We start from the raw sequence: 17512 nt of genomic DNA, 5'->3' as shown, positions 1-17512 counted from the left end.
CGGGGGTCGATTCGGTGGGTGCCTGGCTGCGCAAGAAGGCGGTCGACGAAGAGGTGAATCCGGACGACGTGCCGACCGGCCAGATCGCGGCGGCGATCATCGCCGAGGCGGACGGCGGGACTTCGCCGTCCGAGGGAACCGAGGCCGTCGAAGCCGCGTCGAAGACCGATGTGGAGTCCACGACCACGGGTCCGGCCGACCTCGAACAGGCTCTCGCCGACAGGCAGGCGCTGATCCAACTCTGCCTGTACGCCCTTGACCGCGCCCGCAGCGGCGGCGTCGTCGAGCGGCTCGAACACGGTCTCGCCGGGATCGGCGTCCGTGCCCTGCGCCCGGACGGCGAGCGGTTCGACCCCGCCGTGCACGAGGCCGGCGGAGCTGCCGCGACCGAGGATCCGGCACTCGAAGGGCTCGTCGCGGAGACCGAGGTCGTCGGTTTCGCCGATCACGACCGGGTCCTGCGCGCGCCGATCGTCATCGTCTACGCGAAGAAGGCCCAGTGACCGCTCCGAGTGCGGCCGCCAACCTGCCGGCGGTCGTGAAGAGCACGCGCGAGCAGCTGCTCACCGTCGTCCGCGAAGCCGATCCTCAGGCCGCGAAATGGGTCGAGGAAATCCGGAAGGCGCGCCCGAAGAAGCCGTCGGTCGTGGTGGTCGGCGAGACCAACCGCGGCAAGAGCTCGCTCGTGAACGCGCTCCTCTCCATGCCGGGACTGTCCCCTGTGGACGCCGACGTCGCCACGGCGACGTACCTCGTCTTCGAACACGCCGAGCACTGGTCCGCGCAGGCCTGCTATCCGGGCCAGCTGGCGTCGGTGCCGATCAACCTCAACGACCTGATCCACTGGGTCTCGGCCGCGCACGAACTGCCCGAAGGCCAGATTCCGCCGCGTTACGTCGAGGTCTCCGGCCCGGTCCCGCTGCTCGAACGCGTGTCCATTGTGGACACGCCGGGTGTCGGCGGGCTCGACTCGATGCACGGCGAACTGGCGAAGGAGGCGGCCGCGGGCGCCACCGCCCTGCTGTTCGTCGTCGACGCTTCCTCCCCGTTCACCGCGCAGGAGCTGCACTTCCTGCAGGACATGGGCGAGCGCGTCGAGACCGTGCTGTTCGCGCTGACCAAGACCGACCAGTTCCGCGGCTGGCGCGAGGTCCTCGAAGCCGACCGGCGGCTGCTCGCCGAGCACGCTCCCCGGTTCGCCGACGCGGTGTTCCACCCGGTGTCCGCGCGCATGTTCGAGACGGCGGCCAAGGCGCCGAACGAGCAGATGGCCATGATGCTGCGCGAGAAGGCCGGTATCGCCGCGCTCCAGGGCGCGTTGCAGGAGATGCTGGTCGGCCGCTCGGCGATGCTGGGCGAGGCCAACACCCTGCGCGCGCTGTCGAGCGCCCTCGCCGAACTCAAGGCGAAACTGCAGGCGGAAAGCCGCGCGCTGTCCGCCGGTGAGGCCGAGGCGGAACAGCTGCGCCAGCGCCGCGACGACCTGAGCACCGAACGCCGCTCTTCGACCCGGGGCTGGCAGCTGAAACTGCGCGCGGAGATCCAGCGGACCCGCGTCGAGGTCGGCCACGAGACCAGCAGGCAGATGCGCGACGCGTCGACCCATTTCCGGCAGCGGATCGACGGCGCCAAGCGGGACGACCTCGCCGCGCTGCCCCAGCAGGTCGACATCGCGTTGCAGACGACGTCGCAGCGGATCTCGATGCTGCTCTCCCAGCGGCTCAACCAGGTCACCAACGTCGCGCTCTCGGAGCTGTTCTCGGCCGAAGAGCTCGACATCATCCGCGGCCAGTTCGCCAGGGCGGGCGGCCCGCCGGTCGTGCTGCGCCCGCCGGACAAGAAGCCGCCGACGGCCGAGGACAAACTGCTCATCTTCATGGGGGTTTCCGGCGGTCTCGGCGCCGGGAAGGTCGCCGCGCTGCCGCTGGCGGGCGTCGCGATCCTGAACCCGGTGATCCTGCCGGCCACGATCATCATCGGCCTCGGCGCAGGCTGGTGGATGGCGCGGACCCGCAAGCACGCGTCGGACAAGCAGCATATGAAGCAGTGGCTGGTCGAGGCGATCGCCGACGCGCGGTCCACGTTGGACCAGCTCGTCGCGGAGCAGCTGATCGAGGCCGAACAGCAGCTCTCGATGGCGCTCGACGAAGCCCTCGGCCGCCGCATCGACGCGATCGAAGCGGAGCTGAAGGAAGTCGACAAGACGATCAAGATGGGCGCTCAGGAGAGGGCCAAGAAGATCTCGGTGGTCGCGAAGCGGCTGAAGGACGTTTCCGACGGCCGTGACCGCGCCGAGGCGCTTCTGGGCCGCATCCGGTCACTGCGCGACGCCTGACCAGGGTGGTCCTGTTGTGGACCGGAACCGAACGGGCCTACGGTGAGTCATAAGCTTCGACACACCAGCAGGTCAACGAGGGGAACATCCCATGTGGGTCGACGAGAGCGGCGGCACGGACACCGAGGCGGGCTCCACGGAGGCGGTCACGGTCCACGTTGACGGCGAGGAGTACCAGGCCGAGCTCAACTACGACCTCGACAAGGACGGCGTGAACGACGCCGCGGTCATCCAGCACGAGGACGGCACCGGCCAGGCCTTCGTCGACACCGACGGAGACGGCGACGCCGACCAGTACGCGGTGCTCGACGACAACGGCAAGGTCGTCCAGGAAGCCGTCTACGACGAAGCTTCCGGCGCCTGGGTCGAGGCCGGTGGCGGCAGCGACGACAGCGGCAGCGACGCGGGTACGAGCGGCACCATGCACGCCGACATGCCCAGCGGTGACGTCGAGGTCGGCCCGCCGACGATCGACACCAACGGGGACGGAACCCCCGACACCGCCGTCATCCAGACCGAGGACGGCCGCACGATCGCCTTCACCGACAAGGACGGTGACGGCAAAGCCGACATCGCGGTGGAGACCGACGCTTCCGGCAACTCCAAGACCTACGAGCACACCGGACCCGGCCAGTGGACCGAGACCGGCAGCGGCGTGGTCAACGAGGACATCGGCTCGGCCTTCGTGAGCACTTCGAACGACACCGCGGGCGACCCGGCGGGCGACGCCGCGTGGGGCGGATCGGGCACGCAAACACTCGAAGGAGTGGCGAAGATCGATTCCGCCACCGGCCAGTGGATCAGCCCGAACTAATCCTGAAATGGACTAAACCAATACGGATACCCATTCGTGAGTGGTCCAGTCCATTCTTCGGCCAAATCGATGTAATTCTGGTCACAGAACAGCCCGGTACGAGACCTCGTACCGGGTTTTCTCATGTCCGGTTCGCCCGGTCGTTGTGCTGTCGATCACCGGAAGAATTTCTGCGTATGGCCCATTCCGGTGATACTGAATCGATTCCCTTATCGTTCTTGTGAGAGAACCGACAGGTCAGCTCTCGGTTACCTGCCGGTCATCCGGCTACTCTCGGGGAATCCCAAAACCTGCACACCGGTCTTCCCGCCGGTGTGCGAAGCCATTCGGTCGCCGGCACTGAAGCCCGCATCGGAACAGCGTCGTTCCCGATGTGGGCTTCTGCCGTCGGAAGTCAGGAGTAGAGATGACCGCAGTCGCCATCCCCGGACTGGAAAAAGCGCCGACGACGCACAGCGGCGTGCTGTCCTGGGTCCGGGAGGTCGCCGAACTGACCACTCCGGACCGCGTGGTGTGGGTCGACGGGTCCGACGAAGAGGCCGCGCGTATCAACGCCGAACTGGTCTCCGCCGGCACGTTCGTGCAGCTCGACGCGAAGCCCAACTCGTACTGGGCCGCTTCCGACCCGAATGACGTCGCCCGCGTCGAAGAGCGCACCTTCATCTGTTCGGACAACGAAGAGGACGCCGGTCCCACCAACAACTGGATGGACCCGGCCGAGATGAAGGCCACGATGACCGAGCTGTACCGCGGGTGCATGCGCGGTCGCACGATGTACGTGATCCCCTTCTGCATGGGCCCCCTCGGAGCCGAGGACCCCAAGCTCGGCATCGAGATCACCGACTTCGCCTACGTCGTCGCCTCCATGCGCGTGATGACCCGCGCCGGCAAGGCCGCGCTGGACAAGTTCGTCACCGAGGACGGCACCGAGCGCTCGTTCGTCCCGGCGCTGCACTCCGTCGGCGCCCCGCTGGAGCCGGGCCAGAAGGACGTCTCCTGGCCGTGCAACACCACCAAGTACATCTCGCACTTCCCCGAGAGCCGTGAGATCTGGAGCTACGGCTCCGGCTACGGCGGCAACTCGCTGCTGGGCAAGAAGTGCTACTCGCTGCGCATCGGCTCGGTCATCGCCCGTGACGAGGGCTGGCTGGCCGAGCACATGCTGATCCTCAAGCTGATCTCGCCGGAGAACAAGGTCCACTACGTCGCGGCGGCCTTCCCGAGCGCCTGCGGCAAGACCAACCTCGCCATGCTGCAGCCGACCATCCCCGGCTGGCGCGCCGAGACCCTCGGCGACGACATCGCGTGGATGCGGTTCGGCGAGGACGGCCGCCTGTACGCGGTGAACCCCGAGTTCGGCTTCTTCGGCGTCGCGCCGGGCACCGACTGGCACACCAACCCCAACGCGATGCGCACCATCGAAAAGGGCAACACGGTCTACACGAACGTCGCGCTCACCGACGACGGCGACGTCTGGTGGGAGGGCATGGGCGAGAAGCCCGCGCACGCCACCTCCTGGAAGAAGCAGGAGTGGACGCCGGAGTCGGAAGAGAAGGCCGCGCACCCGAACTCGCGCTACTGCACGCCGATGTCGCAGTGCCCGATCCTCGCGCCCGAGTGGGACGACCCGAAGGGAGTGCCGATCTCGGCGATCCTCTTCGGCGGCCGCCGCAAGACCACGGTCCCGCTGGTCAACGAGGCCCGCGACTGGCAGCACGGCGTGTTCATGGGCGCCACCATGTCGTCGGAGACCACCGCGGCCGCCGCCGGCGCGGTCGGCAACGTGCGCCGCGACCCGATGGCCATGCTGCCGTTCCTCGGCTACCACGCCGGTGACTACTTCAAGCACTGGCTCGACCTCGGCAAGAACGCCGACGCCGACAAGCTGCCGAAGATCTTCTACGTCAACTGGTTCCGTCGTGGCGACGACGGCCGCTTCCTGTGGCCGGGATTCGGCGAGAACTCGCGCATCCTGAAGTGGGTCATCGACCGCGTCGAAGGCAAGGGCAACGCGAACGAGACCCCGGTCGGCTTCGTGCCGAACGCCGAGGACCTCGACACCGACGGCCTCAAGGAGCCGCTGGCCGACATCCAGGCCGCGCTGGACGTCTCCGCCGACGAATGGCGCAAGGAACTGCCCCTGATCGAGGAGTGGTTCGAGAAGATCGGCGACAAGGTCCCGTCGTCGCTGCGTGACGAGCTGGACGCGCTCAAGCAGCGTCTGGGCTGATCACCTGAACGAGTCGAAGGCCTCATCCTCACGGTCATTCCTGAGGATGAGGCCTTCGTATTTCGCTCTTGGGTAGCGTGGCCGCATGCTCAGATTCGGCGTGAACATGGTCGTCCCGGACAGCCGGGCGGCCTGGGTCGAGAAATGCCGCAAGGCGGAAGCGCTAGGTTTCGACGTCGTCGGTGCCGCGGACCATCTCGGGATGGCGCCGCCCTTTCCCGCCCTCGTGCTCGCCGCCGAGGTGACCGACCGCGTCCGGCTCAACACCTTCGTCATCAACACCGCGTTCTACAACCCGGTGCTGCTCGCCCGCGACGTCACGGGCACGGATCAGTTCACCGAAGGCAGGCTGGAACTGGGGCTCGGCGCCGGGTACCGGAAGTCCGAGTTCGAAGCGGCGGGGATGGAGTTCCCCCGCGCAGGCCTCCGCGTCGACCATCTCGAACACACGATCAAAGAGCTCGAACGGCTCTACTCCGACGAAGACCACAAACCGGGAACCGTGCAGAAACCGGGCCCGCCGTTGCTGATCGCCGGCCGCGGGGACCGGGTGCTCGGCCTCGCCGCCGAACACGCCGACATCATCGGCTTCTCCGGTACGGCCGCCATTCCCGACGGTGGTGCGCTGGTGCTCGACGACGCGACCGGAATCGACGAACGCGTCCGGTTCGTCCGGGAGAAACTGAACGGGCGCGACGCCGAATTCAACGTCATTTCGCAAGTGGTCACGGTGACCGGCAATCGGCGGGCGGGGTTGGAAAGCGCGCGCGAATTCGTGAAGGGCGCACTCACCGTCGAGCAGCTCGCCGAAGTGCCGACGGTGCTCGTCGGTACCCACGAGCAGATCGCCGAACAGATCCTCGCTCACCGCGAACGGTTCGGCTTGACCTATTTCACCGTGTTGGAGCGCAATATGGAGCCGCTCGCTCCGGTGATCGAGTTGTTGTGCGGCACATGATCGACGTACGCGGGCTCGGCGTCCAGGCCGGGGAGCACTGGTTGTTCGAAGACCTCGACTTCGAGGTCGAAGCGGGCGAATGCGCGGTGATCGCAGGCCCGAACGGGGTCGGGAAATCGACGCTTCTGAGGTGCCTTTACGGAACGCAGGCGCCGCAGCGTGGCCGGGTCGTCGTCGCGGGCGGAAAGCCCGACGAGCGCGACCTTTCCTTTCGCCGCAAGGTTTCCGTTTTGTTCGACGATTCCGATTTCTTCGCCGAGCTGACCCCGCTCCAGCATCTCGAGTTACTGGAGGGCTCGTTCGGCGCCGATCTCGGCGATCACGAAGCCTTGATTTCGGACGCGGGTCTCTCCGAACGCGCGAAGGTCACCGCGGGCAAGTTCTCCGCCGGACAGCGCCGCCGCCTGCTGCTCCTCGGCGCGACGGCGCGACCGCACGACGTCCTGTTGCTCGACGAGCCCGAGCGGGCGCTCGACGTCGCCGGGAAGGAATGGCTGACGTCGTTGATCGCGCGTTCGACCGCCGCCGGGGCCGCGGTCGTCGTGGCGACGCACCATCCCCCGCTGCTGGAAGCGGCCGACTCGACCCTAGAGCTGTGGTGACCACGAAGGCCCCCACGCACGTCCCGGGACGACAGCGATTCGGCGGACTGCTCAACGGGGACTACCAGACCTTCTTGGCACTGTTCGGTTTCGGCGCGCTCTTCACCGCGTTCCAGAACCTTCCGAAGCTGCGCCATTTCCTTTTTGGACAGTCCCTTGTGGATTTTCCGGCGGTGTTCGGACTGCTGATCGTGCTGTGCGCGATCTTCTGGCGCAGCCTGCTGCGCCGCGGTTTCGTCTGGGCCGAACCGGCGGCGTTGACGTGGATGGACTTCGCAGGCGTCGACAGGCGCCGTGTCGTCGTGAAGCGGATGTGGACGCTCTGGCTCGGGCTGGTCATGGTGGTCGGCTACACCGGGGCGCTGGTCACCGCGATCGGCGGCGGGTCGAAGGACGTGTGGATCGCGATGTCGGCGCTGACCGCCGCCGGGGCGATCCTGGCCGCCGTCACCGCGCGGCGGACCGCGATCCGCGGGGAAACGCTCGCGCCGGTCGTACTCGCGATGGCCGGTCTGGTGGTGTCCGCCGCAGGGCTGGGCCCGATCGCGGTCGAGGTGCTGGCCGGTGCGATGTTCGTCGTCGCGGTGGCGGTGGCCTTCGGCGGCGAACCGGTGTCCGGGGTCGGGCGCCAGGACCTCGTCGACGGCTGGAACGCGCGGCTCCTGCGGGCGATGGCCGCGGTCTTCATGGACCCCATGCTGCTGATCCCGGAGTCGAAGCCGGTGCCGTGGCTGTCCTTGCGGCGTCCGACGGTGCTGCGGCTGGCGTGGGCCGGGGTGCTCGGCCGCCTGCGCTTCGCGGCGGCCAGTGTGGTGATCGCGTGCCTGGTCGGTGCCGCGCATCTGGCGTTCCCGGCCGTCCCGGCGGGACCGCTGTTCGCGCTCGGCGCGTACGCGGCGCTCGTGCCGTTCGTCGGCGGGCTCGGCGAACTGTGGCGTAACCCCGGCCGCAGGCGGTGGCTCGGGGCGTCCGACTGGGAGTTAAGGCTGGTCAACGGCCTGGTGATCGCCCTGCTCGGCCTCGGCTGGGGAGCGCTGCTCGGCCTGGTGACGCTGACGCTCGGGGTGACCCCGGCCTGGCCGGTGTGGCTCGCGATCCCGCTCGCGGTCGTCGCCGCGCTCCGGACGGCGACCCGGCCGCCGATGAACTACGACGTCAGCGGCGGGGCCGCTGGGCTCCAGGCGTTGCGGGGTGTCGACGTGCTGGTCGTCGGCTCGGTCTTGCTGTCCGTGATCGGCTGAGCTCACCCATACCCGCGTTCGGATCATTCGAATACTCCGAACGCGGGTTACCCTCGATGCGACGAAAGGAGCACGAGTGGGCGGCGGGCACGCACCGGGCAAGGGGCGGCGGGCGACCAGCGAGTTCCCCGCGGGCTGGACCGACGAGCAGATCATCGCGGTGATCAAGGACGTCGCGAACGATCCGAGCGAACCTCGCCGCAGACAGCACAACGGCCGCTGGCGCTGCGCCGGCGAACGGTACGGCGTGCATCTGATCGTGCTGGTGGAAGACAACGGCAGCGTCAAGACGGGCTATCCGGTGGCGGGTCCCGGCGTGGTCCGCAATCCCGACGCCGCGGCCGACCCGGCGAATCCGACCGTGGCCGACCTCGCCGCCGGCCGGATCAGCTTCTTCGGCGAGAGCCTGCTCGACCAGATCGCCGACCGCGTCGCGCCGGACGTCCTCGCGTTCTATCGCACCCTGCACTGGTCGGGTGAGTGGGAGGAACTGGCCGACGTCCTCGTCGCGCACGCGGTGAACGAGGACCTGCGGCTCGGCGTGGACGAGTTCGCCACCCTGGAGAGCCTGCTGAACAGCTTCGACCTGCCGATCGACGGCTTCCTCTACCTGAACGACCGGGCGCACACGCTGGCCACCCTGCGCCCCTAACTCGCTTCGGCGACTTCTGCGGCGTCTGTGTTCTCCACGGCCGCCCGCAGCGCGTCCAGCGGCAGGCCGATGGCGTCCGCGATCGCCGCCACCGTGAAGAAGGCGGGCGTCGGGATCCGGCCGGTCTCGATCTTCCGGAGCGTCTCCACCGAGATCCCGGCCTCCGCCGCGACCTCGACCATGCTCCGCGACGCCGACGCGCGCGCGTCCCGGAGCGCCAGCCCCAGCCGCTCGCCTCGTTCGCGTTCCTCGTCCGTCAACGGCACTCGCACCATGAGGCCAATACTAATACCGGTCGCGCGCCTGTTGGTCGCGAGTGGCGCCCAGGTATCTGCGGTGGGGCAGGACCGCATAGTCCGTGAAGGACTCCTTGAGGGACCCAGAATCCCTCAAAGTTCCCCTCATCCGACCCGGAACAGCACCTCCGGCCTCAGCGGCATCACGAACCACGTCGGCGTACTGCGGGGCAACCACAGTGCCGGGCAGCGGTGGGTCGCGCGGGTCGTGAGTGGTTTTTCGGGTTAGAGCGGACCGGTATTTGCCTACTTACGTGTGACCAGGGCGAAGGTGAGGTGCGGGAGTCGAGGGGTCGCTCCGGTCTCAGAGCTCGATGACACCGGAATCTCACCGCGGCAGGTTCGAGTGTGGAGGATTCGGGACGTTCAACGTCCCAAATCTTCCCACTCGCCCACATCAGCATCCAGAACAAGCTCTACAACCTCACCGAGCTGACATCAGGATCCAGTGGGTAGGCGAATACGGGTCCACCAGAACCCGAAACGCCACTCACAAGACCCGACCCACTGCCCCACCGCCGCCCGCCGAGTTGTCCCCACCGAGTTACCCCCAGCCTGTGGATAACTCTGTGCACAGGTCTGTGGACCGTCCATAGGAAAGGCCCCGCCGAGCCGAAACTCGACGGGGCCACAATCCCTAGGGGCTTCAGCCGCCCGCGGGCACCGGAAGTGGGAGTCCGGGGAGGCTCTGGTCGTTCGGCACCTTGCCGTCGACGAGGAAGTCCTCCACGACCTTGTCCACACCCACGTTGCCGCCGGCGTAGATGCCGTGGTCACCCTCACCGGTCACCGTGATCATCCGCGAGTTGGCGAACGCGCGGTGCGCACGGGTCGCGCCCTCGATCGGGGTCGCCGGGTCGTGCACCGACTGGACGATCAGCACCGGCGGGACGCCGCGGCCGTCGAGCTTCGGCAGGTCGACCGGCTTGTTCTTCCAGAAGATGCACGGCTGGATGAGCCAGCCGGCGCCGAGCAGCGGCAGATCGCGGTCGATCAGCTTCTGCGACTGACGGATGACGCTCTGCCGGTTACCGGTCCACGGGCCCTCGTTGCAGGGGATGGTCCAGAAGCTGGCGTTGTAGGAGTCACCGTCGGTGGGGACGAACAGCGGCTGCGGGCCGATGACGCCGTCACCGTCCACCGTCTCCGCCTTGACCTTCTGCGCGGCCGCGGTCTTCTGCTGCTGGGTCGAGGTGCCCTCGGTCAGCGTCTTCAGGTTGACCAGGTAGTCGGCCAGCGCCGGGAAGTTGCGCTTCGAGTAGAGGTACGACGCGATGGTCGAGTCGAGGGCGTTGGCCGAAACCGGGACGCCGTCCACCTCGACGGGGTTCTGCGTCAGCGCGAAGCGGACCTTCTCGTAGGTCTGGCGAGCGGCCTCGCCGTTCTTGCCGAAGTTGTAGACCTTGTTGTACTTGCCGATCCACGGCAGGAAGTCCTGACGCCAGCGGCGCTCGAAGCCGAGCGGCTGCCCGTCGAACGAGTTCTGCCAGGTCGTCGTGAACTCGGTCGACGAGTCGAGCAGGAACTTGCCGGTCCGGGTGGGGAACTGCTGCGCGTAGTGCGCGCCCATCCAGGTGCCCGCCGAGTAGCCGACCCAGTTGATCTTGTCGCGGCCGAGGAGGACGCGCAGCAGGTCGATGTCGCGGATGGTCTGAGCGGTGTTGATGAGCGGGCCCAGCTCGCCGGACTTCACCTGGCAGGAGTCCGCCGCGTACTTGGTGGCGTCCAGGATCAGGTTGAGGTTCGCCCGGCTGCGATCGCGCGGGTCCAGGTCGGACCCGGTGCCGATCGCGTTGCCGCAGGTGATGTTGGTGCTCTTGCCGGTGCCGCGCGGGTCGAGACCGATGATCTCCTGGGTCGCGCGCAGCTTCGTCTGGTTACGCAGACGTGCCGGGAAGTTACGGCCCGGTGCGCCGGGGCCACCCGGGTTCGTGATGACGCTGGCCGTCGCGGGGCCGCCGGTGGCGGCGAGGCGGCTGACGGCGATCGTCAGGTCGATGTTCTCGTTCGACTTGTACCAGTTGCGCGGTGCGCGGTAGGTCGCGCATTCGATGTTTTCGGCCCCCGGCGGCGGCGCGGTCGGCAGCTCGTTCGCCGTGCACTTGTGCCAGTCCAGCTTCTGGCTCGCGTACTTCGCCGGAATGTTGGTGGAGTTCAAAGGCTGCTGTTTGGCAGCCTCCGGTCCTGCGAACGCAGGAGTGAACCCGGCCAGCATGGTGCCGGCGACAGCCGGGATCACCACCGCATAGCGGAGTTTCTTCATCCGATGCCCCTTTGATCTTGCGTGCGAAGGTTCCTGTTCGCGACTTGCGGCTATTGATATCCGGCGGGGAGCGGGACGGCAACCGCCCTTCGTCGGATCGGGCGCCGCTGATCAAATCGATATCGGGCGCGCGTGACCCGGGTGGGGGAGAGGTTCTAGGGTCATCGGGTCCATCCGGGGTACGGGAATGTTAGGTGAGGTCCGATGGCGTCAGGTAAGGCAGACGGGAAGGTGAGGGGCTTTCAGTTCAGCCCGTGGAACCTCCTGCTGGTCATCCCGTTGCTGGTGCTGATCACGTCCTTGTTCAATTCGGACGGCCCTCGGCTGTTCGGGATGCCGTTCTTCTACTGGTTCCAGTTCGTGTTCGTGGCCGTCGGCGTCCTGTGCACCTGGATCGTCTTCGTGATGACCAAGGACAAGCCGACCAGTGAGCGTCCCGACCGGTTGTCCGTGGACGAGCTCGACGAGGGGGACGTCAAGTGAGCAACATCCAGTGGCCCGAGCTGATCATCTTCACGATCCTCTTCGCGGTGGTCACCGTCCTCGGCTTCGTCGCGTCGCGCTGGAAGGCGGGCAACACCCTCGACCATCTGGACGAATGGGGCCTCGGCGGTCGCAAGTTCGGGTCGTGGATCACCTGGTTCCTGCTCGGCGGTGACCTCTACACGGCGTATACCTTCGTGGCCGTTCCCGCGCTGATGTTCAGCGCCGGCGCGATGGGCATGTTCGCCCTGCCGTACACGATCATCGTCTACCCGATCGTGCTGATGCCCGCGCTGCGCATGTGGTCGGTCTCCCGGGTCCGCGGCTACGTCACGCCCGCCGACTTCGTCCGCGGCCGGTTCGGTTCGCCGACGCTGGCGCTGCTGATCGCGATCACCGGGATCATCGCGACGATGCCGTACATCGCGCTGCAGCTCGTCGGCCTCGAAGCGGTGCTGCGGACCATGGGCATCAACGGCTCCGGCGTCGTCGGTCACCTGCCGTTGCTGGTCGCCTTCGTCATCCTGGCGGTCTACACCTACCAGTCCGGCCTGCGCGCGCCCGCGCTGATCGCGTTCGTCAAGGACATCCTGATCTACCTCGTGATCATCGTGGCGATCATCTACCTGCCCTCGAAGCTCGGCGGCTGGTCGGCGATCTTCGACGCGGCGGACGCGAAGTTCGACAAGACGCCGAACCCCTCGGACGGCATCCTGCTCAACGCGAACAACCAGTTGCAGTACGCCACGCTGGCACTCGGTTCGGCGCTCGCGCTGTTCCTGTACCCGCATTCGCTCACCAGCGTGCTCGCTTCGCGCGGCCGCAGCGTGATCAAGCGGAACATGGTCGCGCTCCCGGCGTACTCGCTGGTCCTGGGCCTGCTGGCGCTGCTCGGCTACGTGGCGATCAGCGCGTCGGTCTCACCGATCACCAACAACGCCACCGGCAAACCCGACACGAACACCGTCGTCCCGGTGCTGTTCGACTCGCAGTTCTCGTCGTGGTTCGCCGGGATCGCGTTCGCCGCGATCGGCATCGGCGCGCTGGTGCCCGCGGCGATCATGTCGATCGCGGCGGCCAACCTGTGGACCCGCAACATCTACAAGGAGTACATCAAGAAGGACGCGACGCCGGGCCAAGAAGCGAAGCAGGCCAAGCTCGCTTCGCTGATCGTGAAGTTCGGCGCGGTGGCGTTCATCCTGTTCATCGACCCGCAGTTCTCGATCGACCTGCAGCTCATCGGCGGGGTGCTGATCCTGCAGACGCTGCCCACGGTGGCGATCTCGCTCTACACGCGGTGGTTCCACCGCTGGGGCCTGATCGCCGGCTGGATCGTGGGCATCGGCTGGGGCCTGGTCATGCTCTACAACATCCCGAACGCGGCGACCGGCAAGGCGCACTTCGGCGGCTCTGCCTTGAAACTCGGCGACCTGTCGATCTTCGGCTGGCACCCGTTCAGCGGCTCGCCGCTGCAGATCTACGTCGGTTTCGTGGCGCTGGCGGCGAACCTGCTGATCGCGGTGATCTTCACGGTGATCGCGCGGCAGATGAAGGTCTTCAACGGCACGGACGACACCGAGCCCGAGGACTACCACGCCGACGAGCACGACAAGGATCTCCGCGAGATCGGCGTTCACTAGCTTCAGGTCTGAGAAGGGGCCGCGTCCGGTTCGGACGCGGCCCTTTCTCTTGAAAGTTTCCGCGTCGCCGCCGTCGCGGCCAGGTAGAGGACGAGGCCGTTCAGCAGGTGCCAGACGAAGTGGGTCCCGGCGGGGAAGTCGCCGCAGACGGTGTGATCGGCCGTGCGGAACGAAAGGGACACCCCGAAGACGCCCGCGGCGACGGCGAACCTGCGGCGATCGGCACCCTTGAGCACGATCGCGAAGACCACGAGCCCGATCAGCGCGGAAAGGTACAGGCCGCCGCCGAGTGAGGCGACGATCGCGGTGAACGCGAGGAACACCGGGATGCCGAGCCAGGAGACCTTGCGGCTCGCGCCGAAGAACACGCGCGGGAACACCGCCGCGTAGTACAGGACGAACACCAGGATGAAGGCGCTGTCGGCGGCCGCGGACCAGCGGGTGGCGAGCAGGTGGAAGGCCGTGCTGCCGAGGAACACGAGGCCGATGAGGGTCGCGAGGACGCGGCCCTTCGGTTGCCGCCAGACGGCGATCGCGGCGACCAGGAACGCGAGATTGCTGAGACTGTTGAGCGGCTCGCCCCACAGCCCCGGGGCGAGACGTTCGCAATAGCCGTCGACATACGCGATCCAGTTCACTCCCCCAGATAACCCTGCCCGCGTGAACCACGGGTATCGGGCCCTTGCTTCGCCTTGCCTTCGGACTTCGCCGCTTGTCTCCCGAGCCGCATGTCTTGAAAGGGGCTTTCAGGACGTTTTACGTCCTGAAAGCCCCTTTCAAGACACCCGCCCCCAGTTGTCCACAGCCCACCACCGTTGTGGACAACTCCACCCCCAAACCTCCACGACCCCGTCCCCCGACACCCCCTCCCGATACGCTGGTGCGGGGCGCGCCCCCCTGGGACGGGTGGGGGGTGGGGATCGTGCGGCCAGGGGTAAAAGTGCTGGTCAGGGGGTTGGGTCGCAGGTTGTGAGGCGTCGGGCGAGGAAGCGGCGCTGCGGGTCCGAGCAAGGTAGCGCTAGCGCCCGCCGGTAGTGGGCTGCGGCGCGGGCCGGGTCACCGGCGCGCTGCCAGAGCGCGCCGAGAACGGCGGGCAGCAGCGTGTAGTCCGGCAGGTCGGCCTCGACGGCTTCGAGTTCCGCGATCCCGGCGACGGCACCGTCCACCATGGACAGTGCGATCGCCCGGTTCAGCCTGGCCACCGGCGAAGGTCGCAGCGCCAGCAGGTCGTCGTAGAGTCCGACGATCCGGCGCCAGTCGGGAGGCGAGGTCGTGCCGTGGCACAGCGCGATCGCCGCTTCGACGTGGTACGCCGACATCTCCGGCCCGGTGCACGCCCGCTCGAACAGTCGCGTTCCCTCGGCGATCATCGCGTGGTCCCAACGGCCACGATCCTGCTCCTGGAGCAGCAGCAGATCACCGTCCCGGTCGACCCGCGCGGGCAATCTGCTCGCCTGCAGCAGCATCAGCGCGACCAACGCCCGCACCCGCGGCAGGTCCGTTTTCGGCTCGGTCAGCAGCAGCCGTCCCAGCCGGATCGCCTCACCGCACAGTTCGCCGCGCACCGCGACCTCGCCGGTCGTCGCGTCGTAACCCTCGTTGAACAACAGGTAGAGCACGGCGAGCACACTGTCCACTCTGGACTCCAGGGTGTCCGGGCCGGGAAGGGTGAGCGGTTTCCCGGACTCCCTCAACCACTTCTTCGCCCGCACCAGCCGTTGCGCGACCGTCGCCGGTTTCGTCAGCAACGCCGCCGCGATCTCGTTCACTCCGAGCCCGCCGACGGTCTTCAGCGTCAGCGCCACCTGCGAGACCGTCGGCAGCGCGGGATGACAGCACAGCAGCATCAGCACGAGTTCGTCGTCCGTGTGCGGGTCGGCTTCGTAGCCGTCGAGCTCCGCGAGCTTCGGCAACAGCGTTCGCAACGTCCGTTCCCGCCGGACGACGTCCATCGCCCGGTTCCGCGCGGCCCGGAACAGCCAGCCCTGCGGATTGTCCGGCACCCCGCTTTGGGGCCAGCTGCGCAACGCTTGTTCCAGCGCGTCGGCGACGGCCTCTTCGGCGAGGTCCAGTCGTTCGGGACCGAGCGCCCTGGCCAGCGTGGCGACGATCCGCCCGGCGCTGTGCCGGAACAGATGCTCCACCACGCCGGCCGGGCGGTTCACGACAACCCGAAGCGGCTCAGATGCTCTTCGCGGGGTGTGTCGAGATCGAGCGCGATCTCGCTGACGACGAACATCCCGACGCCGTCCACCGCGATCGGATGCGTCTCGAACAGCTTCGCCGCTTCGTCGAGATCAGCGGCTTCGACCACGAGATACCCGGCGACGATCTCGCTCGCCTCGGTGAACGGGCCGTCGGTGATCGTCCCGGCGCGCACCACGCGCGATTCCGGATCCAGTCCGGCGGCCGCGAGCAGCTTGCCCGACGCCCGCAGTTCCTCCTGCCAGGCGAAATACCGCTCGATGCCATCACTGCCACCGGGCTCCGCCGACGAGGTGTCCTGGGGAAAGGTCATCAGACCCACGAACTTCGGCATCAGTCCTCGCAACCGCGTTCGCCGACCTTGCGCACCTCGATCGGCCCGAATTCCAGATGCGGATGCGTCGAGAAGATCTTCTCCGCCTGGTCGAGGTCTCCGGCCTCGATCACCTGGTAGCCGCCGACGATCTCAGTGGCCTCGGTGTGCGGTCCGTCGGTCGCGCCGACCTCACCGCCGGAACCACGCAGCACCCGGCCGCTCTTCGACAGCCCGCCGCCGCCGACGAACAGGCCCTCCTTCGTGCGCTCGTCCGCCCAAGCCAGGTAGTTCTCGAGCACGCGTTGCGCTTCGCCGGGGCCGAGGTGATCGTGCGAGTCCTTCGTGGCGCGGATGAATCCGATGTACTGGGGCATGGTGTCCTCCCTGGGGATCGATGGTCCCTAGACGAACAAGCACGCCGCAAGTCGACACCGAAGCGGCCCGATTTCACGCACGCGGTGTCACAACTCCAGCCGCCAGGTCTGCCCCGTCAGCTCGTAACCGAAGCCCGGGATCGTCTCCTCGCTCGCCAGCCGGAAGCCGGCCTTCTCGTAGACCGCCCTGGCCGCGTCCAGCAACGAGACCGTCCAGAGTTCCATCGCCGCGTAGCCGGACGCCCTCGCGAACTCGACGCATTCGGTGACCAGGCGTTTCCCGACCCCGCGTCCCCGCGCGGCCGGTTCGAGGAGCAACATCCGCAGCTTCGCGGTCTTGCCGTCTTCGGCGGGCATGCAGAAGATGCTGCCGACGCGCTCCCCGTCGAGCTCGGCGATCCAGCCCGCTTGACGGGGCTCGCCGCGATTGTCGACGTAGTCCGCGACGACGCGGGCGACGAGGGCTTCGAAGCGTTCGTCCCAGCCGTACTCACGGGAGTAGAGCGCGCCGTGGCGGTGGACCACCCAACCGAAGTCACCCGGCCGTGGCGGGCGCAGGACCAGCGTGGGATCCGGCGCGCGTTCGCCGACCAGCGAGGTGATCGTGCCCATCGCGCCGAGCAGGCGCTCCTGCTCGTCTTCGCCGAACCGGCCGAGCAGCGAGCCGATCCGGCCCACGGATCGTTCGTCGAGGACGGCGAAGGCCTTCTGGCCGTTCTCGGTCAGCCTGATGACCTGGCGGCGGGCGTCCTCGTCGCTGCGTTCGCGCGTGAGGAGGCCGCGTCCTTCGAGCCTGGCGAGGAGCCTGCTCGCGTATCCGGCATCGAGGTCGAGACGTTTGCGCAGGTCGGTGACCTGGGTCGGATCCTGCTGCGCGAGTTCGAAGATGACCCTGGCTTCGCTCAGGGAGTACTCGGCGTCGGCCGGTCCTTCGTCGAGGACGCCGATCACGCCGGTGTACAGGCGGTTGAAGGCCCGGACGGTCGCCACCCGGTCTGCGGATCGATTCATTTGACCACCTCAACAGATTCGTTGACGAAGTCAAACATTACTCCGCAAGGCGGCGAAGGCAAGGAATTTCCAGGGAGTATCCGGACATATGG

At 67.6% G+C, this 17512-nt stretch carries 17 protein-coding genes; 10 read left to right on the top strand and 7 right to left on the bottom strand.

Going from position 1 to position 17512, the window contains the following annotated elements; translation table 11 throughout:
- Positions 1 to 14: 14 nt before the first annotated feature.
- The 8 genes from grpE (at position 15) to ACZ5IK_RS14885 (ending at position 8832) form a co-directional block, all read left to right on the top strand.
- Positions 15 to 503: a nucleotide exchange factor GrpE gene (gene grpE / locus ACZ5IK_RS14920; protein WP_465488171.1), complete on the top strand. Its 489-nt coding sequence runs from the start codon at positions 15 to 17 to the stop codon at positions 501 to 503.
- Positions 500 to 2335 (top strand): dynamin family protein, encoded by a 1836-nt coding sequence (locus tag ACZ5IK_RS14915; protein ID WP_465488170.1) that lies wholly within the window; start codon positions 500 to 502, stop codon positions 2333 to 2335. Before grpE ends, ACZ5IK_RS14915 begins: the two co-directional genes overlap by 4 nt.
- A gap of 91 nt (positions 2336 to 2426) precedes the next feature.
- Positions 2427 to 3149 (top strand): DUF6802 family protein, encoded by a 723-nt coding sequence (locus tag ACZ5IK_RS14910; protein ID WP_465488169.1) that lies wholly within the window; start codon positions 2427 to 2429, stop codon positions 3147 to 3149.
- 406 nt (positions 3150 to 3555) lie between these two features.
- Entirely contained in the window at positions 3556 to 5379 is a 1824-nt protein-coding gene (locus ACZ5IK_RS14905; protein ID WP_410601465.1) for a phosphoenolpyruvate carboxykinase (GTP), read from the top strand.
- Between the two features lie 85 nt (positions 5380 to 5464).
- Positions 5465 to 6337 carry an LLM class F420-dependent oxidoreductase gene (locus tag ACZ5IK_RS14900; protein WP_465488168.1) on the top strand — a complete coding sequence of 291 codons (873 nt, stop codon included), beginning with the start codon at positions 5465 to 5467 and terminating at the stop codon, positions 6335 to 6337.
- A complete protein-coding gene (locus ACZ5IK_RS14895) occupies positions 6334 to 6939 on the top strand; it encodes an ABC transporter ATP-binding protein (RefSeq protein WP_465488167.1) in 606 nt (201 codons plus the stop codon). Before ACZ5IK_RS14900 ends, ACZ5IK_RS14895 begins: the two co-directional genes overlap by 4 nt.
- On the top strand, positions 6933 to 8180 hold the full coding sequence (locus tag ACZ5IK_RS14890; protein WP_465488166.1) for a DUF6297 family protein: 1248 nt from the start codon (positions 6933 to 6935) through the stop codon (positions 8178 to 8180). Before ACZ5IK_RS14895 ends, ACZ5IK_RS14890 begins: the two co-directional genes overlap by 7 nt.
- A gap of 76 nt (positions 8181 to 8256) precedes the next feature.
- Complete coding sequence (locus ACZ5IK_RS14885; RefSeq protein ID WP_465488165.1) at positions 8257 to 8832, top strand: EndoU domain-containing protein; 576 nt, start codon at positions 8257 to 8259, stop codon at positions 8830 to 8832.
- On the opposite strand, the gene ACZ5IK_RS14880 is transcribed toward ACZ5IK_RS14885, so the two are convergent.
- Positions 8829 to 9107, bottom strand: a complete 279-nt coding sequence (locus tag ACZ5IK_RS14880; protein WP_101611471.1) for a helix-turn-helix domain-containing protein — start codon at positions 9105 to 9107, stop codon at positions 8829 to 8831. The two genes, ACZ5IK_RS14885 and ACZ5IK_RS14880, sit on opposite strands and share 4 nt — an antisense overlap.
- A 667-nt stretch (positions 9108 to 9774) precedes the next feature.
- The gene (locus ACZ5IK_RS14875) at positions 9775 to 11391 is read right to left on the bottom strand and encodes an alpha/beta hydrolase (RefSeq protein WP_465488164.1); all 1617 of its coding nucleotides are present in this window, start codon (positions 11389 to 11391) and stop codon (positions 9775 to 9777) included.
- Between the two features lie 204 nt (positions 11392 to 11595).
- Between ACZ5IK_RS14875 and ACZ5IK_RS14870 the strand changes: the two genes are divergently transcribed.
- Together ACZ5IK_RS14870 and mctP are read left to right on the top strand one after the other, a co-directional pair.
- A complete protein-coding gene (locus ACZ5IK_RS14870) occupies positions 11596 to 11874 on the top strand; it encodes a DUF3311 domain-containing protein (protein ID WP_168214450.1) in 279 nt (92 codons plus the stop codon).
- Positions 11871 to 13514 (top strand): monocarboxylate uptake permease MctP, encoded by a 1644-nt coding sequence (gene mctP, locus ACZ5IK_RS14865; protein WP_101611468.1) that lies wholly within the window; start codon positions 11871 to 11873, stop codon positions 13512 to 13514. Before ACZ5IK_RS14870 ends, mctP begins: the two co-directional genes overlap by 4 nt.
- Positions 13515 to 13516: 2 nt before the next feature.
- Here the strand turns inward: mctP and ACZ5IK_RS14860 are convergent, their stop codons facing one another.
- From ACZ5IK_RS14860 to ACZ5IK_RS14840, 5 genes are all read right to left on the bottom strand, one after another.
- On the bottom strand, positions 13517 to 14152 hold the full coding sequence (locus ACZ5IK_RS14860; protein ID WP_465488163.1) for a hypothetical protein: 636 nt from the start codon (positions 14150 to 14152) through the stop codon (positions 13517 to 13519).
- 309 nt (positions 14153 to 14461) lie between these two features.
- Complete coding sequence (locus tag ACZ5IK_RS14855) at positions 14462 to 15679, bottom strand: RNA polymerase sigma factor (RefSeq protein WP_465488162.1); 1218 nt, start codon at positions 15677 to 15679, stop codon at positions 14462 to 14464.
- Positions 15676 to 16053 (bottom strand): YciI family protein, encoded by a 378-nt coding sequence (locus ACZ5IK_RS14850; protein WP_465488161.1) that lies wholly within the window; start codon positions 16051 to 16053, stop codon positions 15676 to 15678. Before ACZ5IK_RS14850 ends, ACZ5IK_RS14855 begins: the two co-directional genes overlap by 4 nt.
- Positions 16053 to 16409 carry a YciI family protein gene (locus ACZ5IK_RS14845; protein WP_465488160.1) on the bottom strand — a complete coding sequence of 119 codons (357 nt, stop codon included), beginning with the start codon at positions 16407 to 16409 and terminating at the stop codon, positions 16053 to 16055. The genes ACZ5IK_RS14850 and ACZ5IK_RS14845 overlap by 1 nt, the downstream gene beginning before the upstream one ends.
- Positions 16410 to 16496: 87 nt before the next feature.
- Complete coding sequence (locus ACZ5IK_RS14840) at positions 16497 to 17420, bottom strand: bifunctional helix-turn-helix transcriptional regulator/GNAT family N-acetyltransferase (RefSeq protein WP_465488159.1); 924 nt, start codon at positions 17418 to 17420, stop codon at positions 16497 to 16499.
- Positions 17421 to 17512 lie beyond the last annotated feature (92 nt).

It is taken from the genome of Amycolatopsis sp. NPDC031561 (genome assembly GCF_055580625.1).
Note: the sequence above shows the minus strand (reverse complement) of the source record. Positions and strands in the feature narration are given on the sequence as shown.

Coding starts and splice junctions, on each gene's coding strand:
- ACZ5IK_RS14910 (WP_465488169.1), top strand. CDS start 2,427: ATGTGGGTCGACGAGAGCGGCGGCACGGACACCGAGGCGGGCTCCACG.
- ACZ5IK_RS14905 (WP_410601465.1), top strand. CDS start 3,556: ATGACCGCAGTCGCCATCCCCGGACTGGAAAAAGCGCCGACGACGCAC.
- ACZ5IK_RS14900 (WP_465488168.1), top strand. CDS start 5,465: ATGCTCAGATTCGGCGTGAACATGGTCGTCCCGGACAGCCGGGCGGCC.
- ACZ5IK_RS14895 (WP_465488167.1), top strand. CDS start 6,334: ATGATCGACGTACGCGGGCTCGGCGTCCAGGCCGGGGAGCACTGGTTG.
- ACZ5IK_RS14880 (WP_101611471.1), bottom strand. CDS start 9,107: ATGGTGCGAGTGCCGTTGACGGACGAGGAACGCGAACGAGGCGAGCGG.
- ACZ5IK_RS14875 (WP_465488164.1), bottom strand. CDS start 11,391: ATGAAGAAACTCCGCTATGCGGTGGTGATCCCGGCTGTCGCCGGCACC.
- ACZ5IK_RS14870 (WP_168214450.1), top strand. CDS start 11,596: ATGGCGTCAGGTAAGGCAGACGGGAAGGTGAGGGGCTTTCAGTTCAGC.
- ACZ5IK_RS14850 (WP_465488161.1), bottom strand. CDS start 16,053: ATGCCGAAGTTCGTGGGTCTGATGACCTTTCCCCAGGACACCTCGTCG.
- ACZ5IK_RS14845 (WP_465488160.1), bottom strand. CDS start 16,409: ATGCCCCAGTACATCGGATTCATCCGCGCCACGAAGGACTCGCACGAT.
- ACZ5IK_RS14840 (WP_465488159.1), bottom strand. CDS start 17,420: ATGAATCGATCCGCAGACCGGGTGGCGACCGTCCGGGCCTTCAACCGC.